This is a genomic window from Hahella sp. NS-SX17, from assembly GCF_057367735.1.
Window position 1 is genome coordinate 4,895,251 of sequence record NZ_CM170632.1, and the last position, 17,092, is coordinate 4,912,342.

Sequence of the window (17,092 nt, forward strand, 5' to 3'; positions counted from 1 at the left end):
TCGATTTTATTTAACACTGGTAAATTCTAGTTACCTATTGTGACATCAATGTGTTACGAAAAGGTGCAATAACGCACCATTTTAGCGCCGCCACGGTCCGAATACTGACCGCAAGGCCAGATTTCAGGGAAGCGGCGTCGTGGTGCGATTATTGCTGTACAGCCGGTTCGCCACGGCTATAACGAACGCCCGAGATGAATTAGGACGAACGACATATAGGCCAAAAGCCAATGATCGTATTCAATAACAGGGCGTTTCCGTAGTGGCGAAGATTGCGTGATTTCACGCGAGTGACGTGGAAAACCGAGGGTAGAACTCGGCTCTTGCGTCGCAGTACTCAGCTGACAAGGACAATGTCATGTTCTCCCCGATGACCGTTTCTTCGTCGGTAGTGGAATTCAGCGGAACTAATAAAACTCAAACCGCAGAGTTATAAGGAAATATAACGATGAAAAATCTTCCTTTAAAAGCTGTAGCGGCGACTAGCGCTCTCTTGCTCTCCTCTCATTCCTGGGGGCACAGCGCAATGTTTCCTGACGGCTTTAAGTACGACAACTCTAACGAAGGCGCGCCGAGCCCGATGATGAGTGCGATGATGGCCGATGAGGGGTCGGCGGGCGTCGCAAGCTTCACCGCAAGCACACAATGCCAGAATGGCAGCGCCGCAGGCTACCCCTGCAAAAACGTCGATCTGATGTCATTTTTGCCGAAAGGCGATATGGGCGGCGGCTCCGCCAACCTGAACGATATCTGGGGTTACACCGATCCGCAGACCGGCAAGGAAATCGCCATCGTCGGTCGTGAGAACGGTACTTCCTTCGTTGACGTGACGGATGCGGAAAACCCGGTTTATCTGGGCTTCCTGCCTTCACACAACAACGGTTCCGACTCCTGGCGGGATATCAAGACCTACAATGACCATGCGTTCATCGTCGCTGACGGCAGCGGCAACCGCACCCATGGCCTGCAGGTTTTCGACCTGACCACCCTGCGCAACGTGACGCCAGGCTCCACCCTGACGGAAACAACCCACCTGGGCGGTTTCGGCAACGCGCACAACATCGCCATTAACGAAGAAACCGGTTACGCCTACATCGTGGGCAGCAACCAGTGTAGCGGCGGCTTGTACATGGTGGATGTTTCTAATCCAAGCGCGCCTTCCTACGCCGGCTGCTTCTCCGCCGACGGTTATACCCACGACACTCAGTGCGTGGTGTACAACGGTCCGGATTCGCGCTACTTCGGCAAGGAAATCTGCGTTGGCTACAACGAAGACACCATCACCATCATCGATGTGTCCAACAAGAGCAACCCTCAGCAAATCTCGCGTACGCCTTATCAAGGCTCGCAGTATACGCACCAGGGCTGGTTCATTGACGACAACCACTCCGTTCTGATCATGAACGACGAGTTGGATGAGCAGAACTCCGGCATCAACACCACTTCCTATATCTGGGACGTGAGCGATCTGGAGAACCCTGTTGAACTGGGACGCTACGTTGGCCCAACCGAAGCGATCGACCACAACCTCTACACCAAAGACGGTTATGTGTTCGAAACTAACTATCGCGCAGGTCTGCGGATCCTTAACTCAGACGATATTACCAACGGCAACCTGGAGGAAGTGGCGTACTTCGACACTATCCCAGGCTCCAACGCAGCGCAGTTCTCCGGCACCTGGAGTAACTACGCCTACTTCGCCAGCGGCAATATCATCCTGAGCGATATCGGTAACGGCCTGTTCACGGTGAAACCGGATTGGGACGCCATCGAAAACCCGGACCCGGATCCCGATCCAGATCCCAGCGACTACTGTGAAGCCTCTGGTAACAACGCCAGCGAAGAGTGGATCGGTAAAGTGGAAATCGGTGATTTCGCCAATGCTTCCGGTTCGTCCAAGTACAGCGATTTCACTGACATGACCATTGCGCTGGCTTCCGGCGACACCGACCTCACGTTGACGCCTTCTTTCAGCGGCAGTTCTTATAAAGAGTACTGGAAGATCTGGGTTGACCTGAACGGCGACGGCGACTTCGAAGACAGCGGCGAAGAAGTGTTCAGCTCCGGCAGCGCCACCTCGTCCGTGGTGACCGGCTCCCTGAGTATTCCTGCAGCAGCGGCTGAAGGCAAAACCCGTATGCGCGTAGCCATGCGTTACAACGCAGCGCCCAGCCCTTGCGGAACCTTCAACTATGGCGAAGTGGAAGACTACACCGTAGAGATCGGCGGTGGCGGCGAGCCGCCTACTGAGCCGGACAGCTACGAGAACACTACTCCGTTCGACATTCCGGATAACAACGGAACCGGCGTCAGCAGCCCGATTGACGTGACCCGCACTGGCGCTTCCGGCACAGTCAGCGTCACCGTGGACATCACCCACACCTATAAAGGCGACCTGGTGGTGGACCTGCTGCATCCAGACGGAACCGTGTTCAACCTGCATAACCGCACTGGCGGCTCCGCTGACAATATCAAGCAGACCTTTAGCGTCGACATCGGCGCCAAAGATTCCGCGGGACAGTGGAAGCTTCGAGTCAAAGACCAGGCCAGACGCGACACCGGTACGCTGAATAGTTGGGGCGTCAAGTTCTAACTGGTCCGCTAATCGGATAAAGGGGCAAGTTGGGGAGACTTGCCCCTGTTTTCGTTTATATCAGGGTCCGCCGGCGGGCTGACGTCGCCAGACCCGAACCCTAAATAAAATAAAAAGCTCTTCAGAGACGTTTCCCCAAGGCGACGCAGAGCGCCCCGCAGAGACAGAAAGGGGAACTGAAGGGAATACATAAAGATGGACTGTTCATGAAACACATTGCCAAAGTTTTTTTGTTGCTCACTCTGATTCCGGGAGTCACCGTCGCTGACGACAAAACACAGCCTCCCGCGCCAGAAACTGAAACGCCCAATCTTTCCATGCAGGTCGCCAGCCGCCTGCTCACAGAAGCAAAAGAGCTGGAGTTAAGCTCCGTCAACGTCCTTCGCAACGCCAGCCATATCCGTAAACAGGTCAGTGAAATGCGGGTGGTGGAACGCTCCCTCAAGGACAAAAAACAGAAAGAATCCTACGGCCAGTCTATCGATACGCTTAACAGCCAGCTTGAACTCTGGCAAAAACAGGGCGCCGACCTGCGCGCAAGCAGCGCCAACCTGAAAAATTACGCCCTGGCGCTTATCGAAGAAGGCTTCATCCTCCAATGGAGCGACTGGGTGAAATTAACCGGCCCAATGCGGCTGGAATCGTCACAAAATCAAATGCTAGCCCACAACACCCAGATCCGCAGCGTACACCCGTCCATGCTGAACCGCATGACCTCGACGCCAGAAACCGTGCAACCTGACTCCATGAGCCTGGAAGTGCCGGCGATGACGGGGCAACAAGCGCCAGCGGACCTGGATATTCGTACGTTTCAGGCGTCCCGGGACCTGAATTTTTTCGCCCATATCGAACCGCTGACGGAAGGCGCGCCGGAACCGCTGACGCCTTTGAACGAGATCCATAAGTGGAACTTTCTGCTGTCGGACATGAACGGAGACCCCATCACCGACGCCAAGGTTGAATTTTCCGGCCATATGCCCGGCCACGTTCACGGTCTGCCGACGCAGCCCCGCATTACGGCGGAGTCCGCTCCCGGCGTGTATAAAGTGGACGGCGTCAAGTTCCAGATGGCGGGCTGGTGGGTCATCCAGTTTGACGTGACCGCCAACGGCAAGTCCGACACTATCGTATTCAATCTCGTTCTGTAGAGGGTTGTATGTTGAGGATCAAACATATCGCAGCAGGCGTACTGGCGGCGGTATCCAGCGTCGCGCTGGCCGCCTCGGACGTCTACCAGTTTACCAATGCGGACCGGGATTTTATCGCCAAGTTCTCCCTGTCCGCCCTCCCCGAGTTACCCGCTGCGCCCAGTAACAAATACGCGGACAATGAAGACGCCGCAGAGCTGGGCCACAAGCTTTTCTTTGATCGCAGCCTGAGCGGCAATGGTCAGGTATCCTGCGCGCAATGCCACAACCCGCAGCTTTATTTTACCGATGGCTTACCACAGTCTCAGGCGATTGGAACGACACGCCGCAGCGCGCCCTCCATCCCGGGCGCCATCTACGGCCCCTGGCAATTCTGGGACGGTCGCTCCGATAGCCTGTGGGCGCAAGCGCTGTCGCCAATGGAGGACCAGAACGAACACGGTCTTGACCGCACCAGCGCCGCCAAGATCATGGCGACGGACTATCGCGAGGAATACGTCAAACTGTTTGGCGACGCCAACGATCTGGATGCGGTTTCCGGACTCACGCTTCCCGCCAGCCCGAAGGTCGCCGGCGCGGCGGAGAAGAACTGGTCGCAACTCAGCGCCGCCCAGCAGGAAGCCGTCAATCGCGTGTTCGCCAACATGGGCAAAGCCATCATGGCTTATGAACGCAGGCTTGAACTGCCTCCCGCCCGCTTCGACCAGTTCATAGCGCTACTGGACGAAAAAGCTGGCGAAGAGAAGCTGAAGTCCGTTATGAACGAGGAAGAGATCAAAGGGATGCGCCTGTTTATGGGCAAGGCCAACTGCGCCAGCTGCCATAACGGCCCTTTATTCACCAACTTCGAATTTCACAATGTCGGCGCCCCTGAACCCGACGTGAAGATGGTCGACATGGGCCGCTATCAAGGCGTAACCGAACTCACCCAGAACGAGTTCACCTGCCTGTCTTCCTGGAGCGACGCGGAAGTGGAACAGTGTGAGGAAATGGCGTTTCTGAAGAAACAAGGACCAGAGCTGGTGGGCGCGTTCAAAACCCCCAGCCTGCGCAATATCGCCGCCACCGCGCCCTATATGCAGGCGGGACAACTCGCAACCTTGATGGACGTGGTGCAGCACTACAACAAGCCCAAACCGCCTTTCTACGACCGCGAACAACATCCCAGCCGTCCGCACTTCGACATCATTCCACTGGGGTTGACGGAAGACGAGTTGGCGCAACTGGTGGCGTTTCTGAACTCACTGACCTCCCCTGTTCCCCGAGACGACAAGTGGTGGCGGGACCCGCATATGGAAGCCAGTGAAGAGTCCGGCGAACTGGCTTCTACAAGCAAATAGCCTGACTTGAGTCAGGCGATAACGACTCAGGCCTAAGCCGGATTTACCGAACGCGCCATACGGTAATCCGGCTTTTTTAAGCGCTCCTTTTCCCGTTATAACGACGCCAGGCCCAGGCTGAGCGTTTTTTACAATACGGCGCCATCAGGCTTCGGCGCGCAAGTGTTCACGAATCATCGCTTCCAGCTTTAACTGGTCCTCATAAAACCCACGAATGCCTTCCGCGAGTTTTTCCGTGGCCATGGCGTCTTCATTCATCAGCCAGCGAAACTCTTTCTCCGTTAAGGGCTCAGGCGGCGCAGCGCGGACGCCTTCGTCACACAAGGACGGCAGCAGAGTCCCCTGGGTTTCAGCCAACTCCTCCAGCAACGCGGGGCTGATAGTAAGGCGGTCGCATCCCGCCAGCGCCGTGATTTCTCCGACGTTACGGAAACTGGCTCCCATCACAACAGTGGTATATCCATAACGCCGGTAGTAGTGATAGATGTCCTTCACCGACAGCACCCCAGGCTCTTGCTCCGGCGCATAATTCCTGTGGGGATTCGCCTGCTTATACCAGTCCAGAATGCGGCCGACGAAAGGAGACACCAGATACGCGCCCGCCTCCGCGCAGGCGCGCGCCTGCGCCAGATTGAAGATCAACGTCAGATTGCAATTGACGCCTTCCCTTTCCAGCATGCGCGCCGCCTGAGCGCCTTCCCAGGTAGCGGCGATTTTGATCAACACCCGCTCCACCGGCGCGCCGGCCTGACTCAATAAACGCCGCAGTTCCCGCGCCTTAGCGACAGTAGCGTCGATGTCGTAGGAGTAGCGGGCGCTGACCTCAATGGAAACCTTACCCGGCGTCGCGTCTAATATGCGCTGCGCCATAGCTACGACCAGATTGTCCTGAGCGGTTTCAATGGCTCTTTCCTCATCATGAGGATTCAGTCGACGCGCCAGCGCCACGCTTTGCCGCAATAAGGCGTCATAGTCTCCGGACTGTGCGGCTTTCAACACCAGCGAAGGATTAGTCGTAGCGTCTTCCGGCGCAAAACGGCGAATCGCCTCCAGATCGCCAGTGTCGGCGACGACCTTGGTGTAATCGCGTAATTGATTTAATAAACTTTTCATCGTTCTACTCTTTCTCCTGCGCCACGGCTCTCAGTTCGTGCATGGCGTCGCGCAGCTTTGGATACAGCGCGCAATATTGTTTAAACATACGCTCGTAGACCTCAGTGTTCGCGGCAATGGGCCTGGCTCTGGGCGTGAGGCTGATCCAGTCGCGAATGGCCGCGGCGTTTTCCACCATGCCCCCCGCCTGCGCCGCCAGAAGCGCAGCCCCTATGGGCGCTTCCACATCCTGCTCAATGGTTAAAACCGGATAACCAGTGACGTCCGCGATGATCTGCATCCACAGATCCGAGCGCGCTGCGCCGCCTACCACAATCAGCTCAGGATCAAGGCGCGCCGCTCCTTGCCTGCCGCATTCGATGTTATGCCGTAACGCAAACGCCAGCCCTTCCAGAATGGAGCGATATAAATGCGCGCGGGTGTGATACAAGGTCAGCCCGACGAAGGAGCCGGAAGCGTTGGGGTCCCAGATCGGACTGCGCTCTCCCATGAGATACGGCAGAAATACCAGTCCATTGGCGCCAGCCGGCGTTTTCGCCGCTTCTCTTTCCATAAGTTGATGGACATCCGCTTCGCCCTGCGCTTGCGCCGCCTGCCGATCCTGCTCGCAGAACTGCTCCCGAAACCAACTGATGGAAGCGCCCGCGGTGATGGCGCCGCCGAAGATGTATATCTCTTCTTCGCCATTGGCCACATAAGGCATGCTGATCAAGCCGTTGCGCGCATCCGTCTCCCGATTCACAAAGCCCCAGCACATGCTGGTGCCGATCATGGCGACATGGTTGCCCGGTTCCACGACGCCCGCAGCCAGGGTCGCCATGGCCGCATCAACGCCGCCCGCCACCACGGGAACCCCGGCGGGCAGCCCAAGATGCGCTCCCGCCTCCGCCGTGAGGCGCCCGACAATGTCGCCTGAGGCCACCAGCCGTTTGGGCATTTTGTCCACATCGATACCCAGCATCTCTAACGCTTCCTGCGACCAGTTCCGCCGCCGCAGATCGTATACGCCGCCGATATTGCCGGCGGAGCTGTGATCCACCGCCAACTCGCCAGTCAGGTGATAGTTGACGTAACTGTTGGGGGGCAGCAGGTAGCGGGTTTGACGCCAGACATCCTGCTTGTGGTTCTTCAGCCACAGCATCTTGGTGTAGCCGTAATAGCTGTCCACGCCGTTGCCGGTAATTTCCTGCAAGCGCGCCACATCCAGCTGCTCCCGCACCCATTCCGTCTCGGCGGTGGCCCGGCGGTCCATCCAGATCAGACAGGGATGCAACGGTTTGATATCCGCATCCACAGGAATGCCGGAGCCGCCATAAAGACTGCTGACGCAAATACCGCGAACGCTGGCAGGGTCGACTCCAGAGGCCGCCACGCATTCGGCCACGGTTTTATACACCGCCTGTAGCCAGACATCCGGCCACTGCTCCGCCCACAGCGGACGCGGCGTGTCCACCTGGTAACTTTGCGACGCTTTCGCGATGATGGCCCCGTCCGCCGCCACCAACAGGGCCTTCGCGCTTTGGGTGCCGATATCGACGCCAATGACGTAGTTCATGACGCCCCTCCTCAGGGTACCAGCAGTACTTTGATGGAATCTGCGGTGGACGCCAGTTTGAAGGCGTTCTCCCAGTCATCCAGTTTACGCTGATGAGTGACGATGCCTCGGGATGTCACCAGGCCGCGCTCAAACAGATCAATGGCCACGGGATAGGTGTACGGCCCCAGATGCGCGCCGCGAATGTCCAGTTCCTTACGATCGCCGATGACGGACCAGTCGGTGGTGGTTTCCGCGCCAAATACGCTGAATTCGACGAAACGCCCCAGTTTGCGAATGATGCGCAAGCCCTGAGTGACCGCCGCCGGCGCGCCGGTAGCTTCGATATAGACATCGCAGCCATAGCCGTCGGTCATGCCTTTGATAGCCGCGTCGATATCGTCGCGGGCGGGATTCAACACCACGTCCGCGCCGAAGTCCTTGGCCAGTTCCAGGCGCTCATCCACCATGTCGATCACCACCAGTTTTTTCGGCGTTTTCAATCGCGCGACCTGTATCATGCACAGCCCCAACGGGCCCGCGCCCGCCAGCACCACTACATCATCCAATTGAATGTCCGCCCGATTGACGGTGTGGATGGCGCAGGCCATCGGCTCGATCAACGCGGCGTCCTCCAGAGACACCGACTCGGGAATGCGATGCACGACGGCGTTGGCGGGCACGCGCATGTACTGAGCCATACCGCCCTCGGCGACGTCTTTCTGGAATCCAAAGATATTGTGTACTTCGCACATCCAGTATTTGCCGGAACGACAGAAGCGACAGCGTTCGCAGGGAACAATCTGCTCGGCGATCACTTTCTCTCCCAGCTTGACGTTGAAGCGCTCCGCCGCGCCCGGTCCCATTTCCGCCACGCGACCATAGAATTCATGGCCGGGAATCACCGGCGCTTTCAACCAGGGATTATCGCCGCACCAGAACATATCCGCGCCGGAGCTGGCTTTGCAGTCGCTGCCGCAAATGCCGCAGGCCTCGATTTTTATCACCAGCTCGCCGGGCCCCGCCACCGGTCGGGGGCGCTGTTCCAGGCGGTAATCGTTGGGAGCGTGACAGACCACCGCGGTCATCATTTCAGGTAAAGCAGACATGCGGAATTCTCCATATTATTAATCTGGCAGACAAATGGCTTCCTTCCATTTGTCTGAAACGACAGGACCTGCACGTGTCAGGTCCTGTCTCCCGCGGCTTGCCGCCGCGCAGGCGCATCCATGCGCCTGATTATCAGCATGCCTCTATCATCGCCATGCTGATAATGGCTGTTGTTCGTGTTATATGATTTCGAGTTTTGAGAACGGACCGGGATTATTTATCCCGGCTTCTGCTGATAAATATGGCGAGCAGAATGATGCCGCCCTTGATGATGTTCTGAATGTAGGGCGAAACGCCCATCAGGTTGAGGCCGTTGTTGAGCACGCCCAGCATCATCGCGCCAATCAGGGTGCCCATGATGGCTCCGCGTCCGCCGGCGATGGCCGCGCCGCCAAGCACCACCGCGGCGATGGCGTCCAGCTCGAAGCCTATGCCCGCGTTGGGCTGGCCGCTCATGAGACGGGAAGTAAGTACGATGCCCGCCAGCGCGGCGGTGAATCCGCTGATGGTGTAGACCGCCAGCTTATAGCGGCGCACCCTCACCCCGCTCAGACGTGCGGCTTCTTCGTTGCCTCCTATCGCGTATACATAGCGGCCAAAAGGCATATGATTAAGCAGAACATAGGCGATCAGATACACCGCCGCCATCACCAGAATCGGCGCCTGAATGCCGAAGAATTCGCCGCGTCCCAGTACAGCAAAGGAGTCAGGCAGGCCGGAGATGGGGTATCCGCCGGTGTAGATCAACGCCAACCCGCGAGCGATGCCCATGGTGGCCAGCGTCACAATAATCGGCGGCATTTTGGCGTAAGCGACAAAAGCGCCATTGCCTGCGCCGAACAGCGCGCCCACCAGCAAGCCGCCCATAATGGCGATTTCAGGTGGAAATCCCGCCAGGATCAAACCGGCGGTAATGGTGCCGGACAACGCCATCACCGGTCCCACCGACAAGTCGATGCCGCCAGTCAGAATCGCGCAGGTCATGCCTACGGCGATAATCGCATTGATGGACACCTGTCGCGCCACGTTGCTCAGATTAGCGGCGGTCAAAAAGTTCTCGTTCGCCAGCGCCATCGCGACGAAAATCACGATAAAGCCGAGCAGTGGATAAAACGCGGGGGATTTCCGCCACTTTTTCAGCCAGCCTTGCATCAGGTTCACCTCTACATTCGCCGTGGCGCCGCCAGTCATTTTATTCATCTTTTACGCCTCCGGTTGCATAGCGCATAATTTCATTGGAATTCACCGCATCCCCTTCCAGTATCTTGACGATGCTTCCCTGCCGAAAAACCGCGACGCGATCGCTCACGCCCACCACTTCCGGCAATTCGGAAGAAATCATGATGATCGACACCCCCTGGGCGGTCAGTTGCTTCATCAGGCGATAGATTTCCGCCTTCGCGCCAACATCAATGCCTCGGGTCGGTTCGTCGAAAATAAGCACCTTGCAGTCGTTGTTCAGCCAGCGGGCGATCACCACTTTCTGCTGGTTGCCGCCGCTCAGATTGCCCACCGGCGTTTCGCAGTCCGGCGCTTTCACCCGTACTTTCGCCGACAGGGTTTCCGCAACCTCGCTCTCCCTCTTACGATCAATAACGGAGGCCATGCCGGAGACTTTGGCGAGGTTGTTCAATGTGATGTTTTCGCGAATTGAGAACGGCAGTATCAGCCCCTCTTTCTTACGACTCTCCGGCAACAGACCAATACCGCGACGCAGCGCCTCCGCCGGCGTTTTCATCGCTGCGGGCTCGCCATCCACGGTCACGTCTTTGCGACAGGCGGGCAATGCGCCGATCATGGCCAGCGCCGTCTCCGTGCGGCCGGAGCCCACCAGCCCGGCGAATCCCAGAATTTCCCCTTTACGCACTTGAAAGCAGTTCACTGGACCGTTTTTGTGCAGTTGAATAGCGCGGGCGTCTATGACGATATCGCCGTCAACCTGCTGCGGCGTTTTATCTGGAAAGCTATTGCTGATCTTACGGCCCACCATCATTTCCAGCAGATCGTCCACCGCCACTTCGCTGACATCGCGATCACCAACCTTTTCGCCATCGCGCAATACGGTAATGCGGTCGCAAATCTCGTAGATCTCTTCCATGTGATGGGAAATAAACACCATGCCCACGCCCTGCGCCTTGAGCTCCCGCATCACTCGAAACAGATGTTCCGCCTCGTTGGGCGTCAGGGTGGCGGTAGGCTCGTCCAGCACCAGGATGCGCGCATCCAGCGACAGCGCCTTGGCGATTTCCACAAATTGTTGCTCCGCCACGCTCAGATGATCCACTGGCGCGTCCAGATCAATGTTCACATCCAGACGCTGACAGATTTTTTCCGCCTGAGCGCGCATATCCTTTTTGCGCAGCATGCCCAAGGCATTGCGCAACTCGCGGCCAAGAAAAATGTTCTCCACTGCGTTGAGGTAAGGTATCAGGCTGAATTCCTGAAAAATGACGCCTACGCCAGCGTCAGTGGCGTCGTGATAGTGCCGAAAGTCCACCGGTTCGCCTTCGATCAGAATGCGCCCGGCGTCCTGCTTATAGACGCCGCACAAAATTTTCATCAGGGTGGATTTACCCGCCCCGTTTTCGCCCAGCAGAGCGTGAATCTCCCCGGATTGCAGCTCGAAGCTGATATCGTTGAGCGCACGCACGCCGGGAAAACCTTTGCTGATATGTTCAAGGGAAAGAAGACTGTTCATGACTCTTACACCCGGTAATACGACCTAACTTCCACCTGCACCGCCCAAAACACCGCCGCACTGCGCTCACGCGCATGGCGAAACCGTCTCCGGGCTTGCTTGTTCCTGAGAACGCCGTGGCGATAGAAAGCTCGCCGCCCAGCGTTTATGCGAAGAAGAGCACGCGCTCTGTTCACCCTGAGCCTGTCGAAGGGCCTTACCCTTGGGGGGAGAAAGGCCCGCATCTACAGAGACTCATTCCAGTAAAACGCGGCTTAACCTCTACCAGCTAAAGTCAGCGGCTCCGGCTTTGTCGATCAACTTCACGTCCACCGGCATGGAGGTGGGGATTTCAGAGCCCCAGTGCTTGACCAATGCGATGGCCAACCCCAGACGGACCTGATCACGGGGGAACTGCGCCGAGGTGGCGATGAATTTGGAGTCAGGTTTCAACATGGCCTTGATCGCTTCCGGGTGACCGTCCACGCTGACCAGTTTGACGTCCATGCCGCTGGCTTCGATGGCGGTCAGCGCGCCCAGAGCGCCAGTGTCGTTAACGCTGAATACGCCATCCAGGCCGGGGTTGGCCTGCAGCATGTTTTCCGTCACGTTCATGGCGACGTCGCGCTCCTGCTTGCCGTTCTGTTTGCCGACCACTTTGATGTCGGGGAATTCCAGCATAGCGTCGCTGAATCCGCGCACGCGTTCGAGAATGGGTACGACGGGAATGCCGTCAAGGATGGCGACTTCGCCCTTGCCCCCCAAATGTTCGCCAAGATATCTACCGGCCAGGTAACCGGCGGTGTAGTTCTTGGAGCCGACGAAGGAATCGATGGGGCCTTCCGCCTCCGCGTCGATGGCGACAGTAATGACGCCCGCTTTTTTGGCGGAGACGACGGCGGATTGCACGCCGACGGAGTCAGTGGGGTTCAACAGCAGAATATCCACGCCTTTCTGCAGCATGTCTTCTACATCGTTGATCTGTTTGGAAACGTCGTGATGGGCGTCCGTGATATAGAGTTCCGCGCCGATGTCCTTGGCGGCGTCTTCCAACGCATTTTTCATGGTGACGAAATAAGCGTTGTTCAGCTCCTGAAAGGACATGCCGATTTTCAGTTGTTCAGCTCCGGCTGGCGAAGCCAAGCCCAAACTGCAAGCGATACCGGCGACAAGGGTCTTAAGGGTTTTACTTATTTTCAACATGACTCAACCTTTATTTATTTTTAGTGGTTCAAAGCGGCTTCTACGCCAGATGTTAACGTTAACATTTCCACGTTGAACAAACCCGTAGAAGGGAGCCGGAGCTGGCCTCCATCTACGGGAACGCTAACGTTGACATCTATATAGAATAAATATCAACTTTTGCAACAATCCCTCGCATTGAGAGAATGTTAACGTTAACATTAAGCTATCATAGCGAATTTTCCAATGCAACAAGCAAGTCGCGACATACATTCCGGGGTCTCCGCCCCCCCTTACCGACAACGCGTTTGAGAGGCATCATGCCCAGAAAGAGCAAAGTAACGATTACCGATATCGCCCGCCGGGTGAATATGACCACCATCACCGTATCCAGAGCATTGACCAAGCCGGAGCTGGTGAAAAAAGAAACCCTGGACCGGATTCTGGAAGTGGCGCGAGAGCTGAATTACGTCCCCAACGCTTTCGCCCGCAACCTTAAAGGCAGCAAAAGCCGATTAATTGGCATTATCACCGCCAGCCTGGACAACCCTTTCTACAGTGAAATGATCAAGGCGATCTCCCGCGCGGCCAAAAAGCGCAATTATTCCATCATGCTGTTCGATACTGACGGTTCTCCCGAGCTGGAAAACAAAGCCATGGAAACCATGCTCAGTTATCAGGTGGACGGCATCATTCTGTCCGTGGTGTCCGACTATGACGAATACCGCCCGCTATATCTGGAGCAGCTGATTCACGCCAATATCCCGGTGGTGCAAGTGGACCGTCGTCTGCCGGCGGCGCCCTTCCCCGGCGTGTATCTGGACAATCTCGCAAGCGGTTACAAAGGCGGCCGTTATGTACTGGAACAGGGTCATCGCCATATCCTGGCGCTGGCGGGTCCGGAGCAGTCCAACATTTCCAAACTGCGACTTGAAGGCCTGAAAAAAGCGCTTGCCGAATGCGAAGAACCCACCCGGTTGGAAGTGCTTTATGGCGACTACACCATGGAACCGGCGTTTGAAAACGCCACCGCCTACTTCAAACAGCACAAACAATCACCGGACGCAGTGTTCGGCCTCAACATTCTGATCACCCTGGGCGCGCTTAAAGCGCTGCGTAGATTGGGCGCCAAAAATCACCATCCTGCGGTGTTCAGCATCGATGAAGCGCCCTACGCGGATATCTTCGACTTCAATATCCCTTGCGTACACCACGACACTTATCAGATGGGCCACTCCGCCATCAACATGTTGCTGGACCGTATTGAAAACCCCGGTTTCGAGGGCGGCGATATTATTATCGAGGGTGATTTGCGGGCAGCGGTCTAAGGAAAGAATCGTTCTCTACGGCAAAGCGTAAAACCTATGAGCAAAGCAAAAAAAGGGGACGTAATCGTCCCCAAAAGGGCTATCAACACCTAATGGTCAGTGACGCGATAGGCGTAATAGGTCGCTCTAATATTCCCTGTTTATTCTGCGCACTTAATCGGCGCATGCGTTCCTCCATGGGTCCCCTGGAAGCCGATGCTGGTGGAGGCGCCAGGCTGCAATGTCCCGTTCCAGCTCATGTTGGTCGCCTTTAACACAGAGCCGTTGACGCTATACTGCGCGCTCCAGCCGTTGGTGTATTGATCCGTCGCGCCCAGCGGGATGTTCACTGTCCAGCCATTGATTACTTCACTGGTGTTATTGGTCAGTGTGACATGCGCGACAAACCCGCTGTTCCAAACATCTTCGCGTACAGTACAGGTCAGGCCATCGCCGGAAGGCGCTTTTTTGGTCTTCACGGAGACACTGTTGGAGGTAGCGATGACGGAACCGTCTTCATCCAGCAACTTCGCCGCCAGACTGTGCGTTCCTTCGCTGGTCGGCAAAGTCACTTGCGCGGCGTCGCTATCGCCGGCGATAGTCGCTGCTACGGCTCCGTTCAATACCACCTGCGCTTGCAAACCAGCCTCTTTGTTCACTTTGACCGTGACGGACGCGCCAGTCTCGAATTCAGCGCCATCTGCGGGAGACGTCAGACTGATTGACGCTTCCGCCACATCAATGCTGACTTTGGCTGGCGCGGACACTTCGCCGCTGTTGTCGGTCACGGTGTATTCGAACGCATCGCTGCCGCTGAAACCCGCTTCAGGCTGATAGGTCACATTGGAGCCAGAACCGGACAGGGTTCCATGCTGGGGTTGCTTGCTGACGGTATAACCGACGACGGTTCCGTCGCTATCCGTTCCTTTCAGGGTGATGGAAACCGCCTTGTTGACGCGGGTGGAGACGGACAGCGGTTGCGCTGTCGGCGCGCAGCCTTCGTCGCAAGGGTTGTCCGCTTCAAACAATGACGCGTAGTTGGCGTATGCGGTCGCCGCTTCCGCCTGCGCCCAGAAGCGGTGGTAGGTGAACACAGGGTCTTCACCAGAATTCAACGCGTCTTCCACCTGCTTGAACATAGGGTCGTCCAAATAGAACGAGCGCATGCTCAAGAACGTGGATTCGCTGTTGATCGCGTCCCCATTAGCCATGGAGCCGTTGAACTCGCCGGGTACGTATACCTTGTCGAAAAAGCGCGCATAGTCGCCGCGTTTTTCCGGCGCCGCTAATCCTTTCGGAGTCTGGAAGTGGGTCCACATGGCGTCGAGTAATTTTTTGGACGCCTCTTTGGCCTCGTTCTGAGGCGTATCGTATTTCTCCGCCGCCGCCGCATAGAACATTAACGCCTTGGCCACACCCGCCGCGATACCTAGATCCTGACCATGATCCACCACACTCACGTGCAGATTGGCGTTGGCTTTCGGGTTGGCCGGGTCCCATTTCTCCGGTTTACCAGTCCATTCAAGAGTGGCGGGAATTTCAAAGGAGCCGTCTTCCAGCCAGTTGATATTGTTCATCACCCAGGGAGCCCACTTATCCATCAACTGCTTGGCCTGGGCGTCCCCTTTCAGGTAGTAGTATTCCGCCACCCGCTGCATGGACCAGGCCTGCCAGCCAAACCAGGTACCGCTGCCTGGATCGTGATACACCGGGTTTTCGTCGTACACCATTCCGTAGAACGTGGCGTCGGCGCGATCCTGGGGATGGGGATTGTAGGAGCCGTCCCAGCTGTTGGTGGCGCCGCCGGCGATACCGCCTTCCGCCGATTGCAGCCAAGTGTAGAACTCCATGGAGCGCTTCAGACCGGTGGCCCAGTCCTCCGTGGCGCCCGGGGTTTTCGGCTTAAGCGGGTCGAACTCCGACAACGCCATGGCGGCGATGGGGTTCTGATAACCGAAGTGCACATGGCTGCTGCCGATGCGGAACGCCCAACCGGCGCTGGGGTCCGCCGCTCCGCCCCAAGCGTAATACCAGGACATCAGGTAATGGGCGCTCTCGTAACCACGGCCACCCTGGGCGTTTTTGTCCTGGGTTCCCATTTTCTTGAAGTATTTATCGAACATGGCCAGACGCAGGTAGTCCCCCATCTTGGCCGCCTTGGCCATCAAACCAGGCACTTCCTGTTCCGAGTCTTTACCCTGCTCCTTGATCCACTGATACGCCCAGTACATCACCTGCACCGCGCGGGCGTCGGCGTCCGGGGCGTTGGTGTAGCGCCATTGTCTGGAGTAGTTGTTGTCCTTGGTGAACAACGGCAGGAACCCATTGGGGCCGCCCCATTTGAAGCTCTCCCAGGAAGGGTGCGTGACGGTTTCCCACACGGACTCCTGCTCGCCGCGCTGGAAGGTGTTGATGTAGGAAGGCGTGCTGACGCCATCGCCCAGGTTGCCGTAACCGTAGATGTTGTCCATATCCAGCAGCCAGTGCATGCCGTAAACATCCCAGGTGCCGTAGGTCTGCGCCAGTTTGGCGGAGATCGGGTCTTCGCCGACGGGAACGCCGAACTCCAACTGGCTCGGATAACCGGACGGCTGCGAATGTTCCGCCGCATAGGACGCAGGCTTGGAGGGGTTGTAGAAATTGTTGGTCGGCTGCATCTCATGGGTGGGAATGATGTGTTCTTCCATCTTCGCCCAGGCGTTGCGCAGCTTGCTCCAGTCGCCGGTCACTTTACCGTAGTAGGCTTCCAGCAGCAGAAAGTAGGAGTAAGCTTCACTGGTGGATTCATGGCCATGGTCCGGCGCCTCGACAATCAGCGTCTCCACAGAGTGATAAGGACCGCCGTCAGCGCTGAAGTATCCGTTATCGGGATCGTGAATCTTGTTCCACATCTCCATAAAGCGCTCATTGTATTCCTCTGCGCTGGCTTGCGCGTGGGAGCAGAAAGTAGCGAAGCTAACCGCTGCGGCGATAGGCAGCAGCATCCCCTTCAATGGTCTTTTCTTGAACGTTAGGTCCATGTTTTGACTCCGTATATATTATTAATTCACACTCGCTCAGATAACGCCGTCCTGACCGGAATCCAGCG

The 17,092-nt window shown here is 57.0% G+C and carries 11 protein-coding genes; 4 read left to right on the top strand and 7 right to left on the bottom strand.

The features are described 5' to 3' along the window. Positions 1-448 precede the first annotated feature (448 nt). The 3 genes from AC2IBB_RS21750 (at position 449) to AC2IBB_RS21760 (ending at position 5,081) form a co-directional block, all read left to right on the top strand. Positions 449-2,593, top strand: a complete 2,145-nt coding sequence (locus tag AC2IBB_RS21750; RefSeq protein ID WP_486328836.1) for a choice-of-anchor B family protein — start codon at positions 449-451, stop codon at positions 2,591-2,593. A gap of 206 nt (positions 2,594-2,799) precedes the next feature. After that, positions 2,800-3,741: a FixH family protein gene (locus AC2IBB_RS21755; protein WP_486328837.1), complete on the top strand. Its 942-nt coding sequence runs from the start codon at positions 2,800-2,802 to the stop codon at positions 3,739-3,741. A gap of 8 nt (positions 3,742-3,749) precedes the next feature. Continuing rightward, complete coding sequence (locus AC2IBB_RS21760; RefSeq protein ID WP_486328838.1) at positions 3,750-5,081, top strand: cytochrome-c peroxidase; 1,332 nt, start codon at positions 3,750-3,752, stop codon at positions 5,079-5,081. Positions 5,082-5,225: 144 nt separating this feature from the next. Here AC2IBB_RS21760 and tal read toward each other — a convergent pair whose 3' ends face one another. From tal to AC2IBB_RS21790, 6 genes are all read right to left on the bottom strand, one after another. Next, positions 5,226-6,194, bottom strand: a complete 969-nt coding sequence (tal, locus tag AC2IBB_RS21765) for a transaldolase (protein WP_486328839.1) — start codon at positions 6,192-6,194, stop codon at positions 5,226-5,228. A gap of 4 nt (positions 6,195-6,198) precedes the next feature. Beyond that, complete coding sequence (locus AC2IBB_RS21770) at positions 6,199-7,749, bottom strand: FGGY-family carbohydrate kinase (RefSeq protein WP_486328840.1); 1,551 nt, start codon at positions 7,747-7,749, stop codon at positions 6,199-6,201. Between the two features lie 11 nt (positions 7,750-7,760). Continuing rightward, entirely contained in the window at positions 7,761-8,837 is a 1,077-nt protein-coding gene (locus AC2IBB_RS21775) for an erythritol/L-threitol dehydrogenase (RefSeq protein WP_011396346.1), read from the bottom strand. Positions 8,838-9,051: 214 nt separating this feature from the next. Further along, positions 9,052-10,038 carry an ABC transporter permease gene (locus AC2IBB_RS21780; RefSeq protein ID WP_486328841.1) on the bottom strand — a complete coding sequence of 329 codons (987 nt, stop codon included), beginning with the start codon at positions 10,036-10,038 and terminating at the stop codon, positions 9,052-9,054. Then, positions 10,031-11,536 carry a sugar ABC transporter ATP-binding protein gene (locus AC2IBB_RS21785; RefSeq protein WP_486328842.1) on the bottom strand — a complete coding sequence of 502 codons (1,506 nt, stop codon included), beginning with the start codon at positions 11,534-11,536 and terminating at the stop codon, positions 10,031-10,033. The genes AC2IBB_RS21780 and AC2IBB_RS21785 overlap by 8 nt, the downstream gene beginning before the upstream one ends. 261 nt (positions 11,537-11,797) lie before the next feature. Beyond that, positions 11,798-12,718 carry an ABC transporter substrate-binding protein gene (locus AC2IBB_RS21790; protein WP_486328843.1) on the bottom strand — a complete coding sequence of 307 codons (921 nt, stop codon included), beginning with the start codon at positions 12,716-12,718 and terminating at the stop codon, positions 11,798-11,800. 299 nt (positions 12,719-13,017) lie between these two features. Here AC2IBB_RS21790 and AC2IBB_RS21795 point away from each other — a divergent pair, with 299 nt between their 5' ends. Further along, positions 13,018-14,025: a LacI family DNA-binding transcriptional regulator gene (locus tag AC2IBB_RS21795; protein WP_486328844.1), complete on the top strand. Its 1,008-nt coding sequence runs from the start codon at positions 13,018-13,020 to the stop codon at positions 14,023-14,025. 140 nt (positions 14,026-14,165) lie between these two features. Here the strand turns inward: AC2IBB_RS21795 and AC2IBB_RS21800 are convergent, their stop codons facing one another. Next, positions 14,166-17,024: a glycoside hydrolase family 48 protein gene (locus tag AC2IBB_RS21800; protein ID WP_486328845.1), complete on the bottom strand. Its 2,859-nt coding sequence runs from the start codon at positions 17,022-17,024 to the stop codon at positions 14,166-14,168. Positions 17,025-17,092 lie beyond the last annotated feature (68 nt).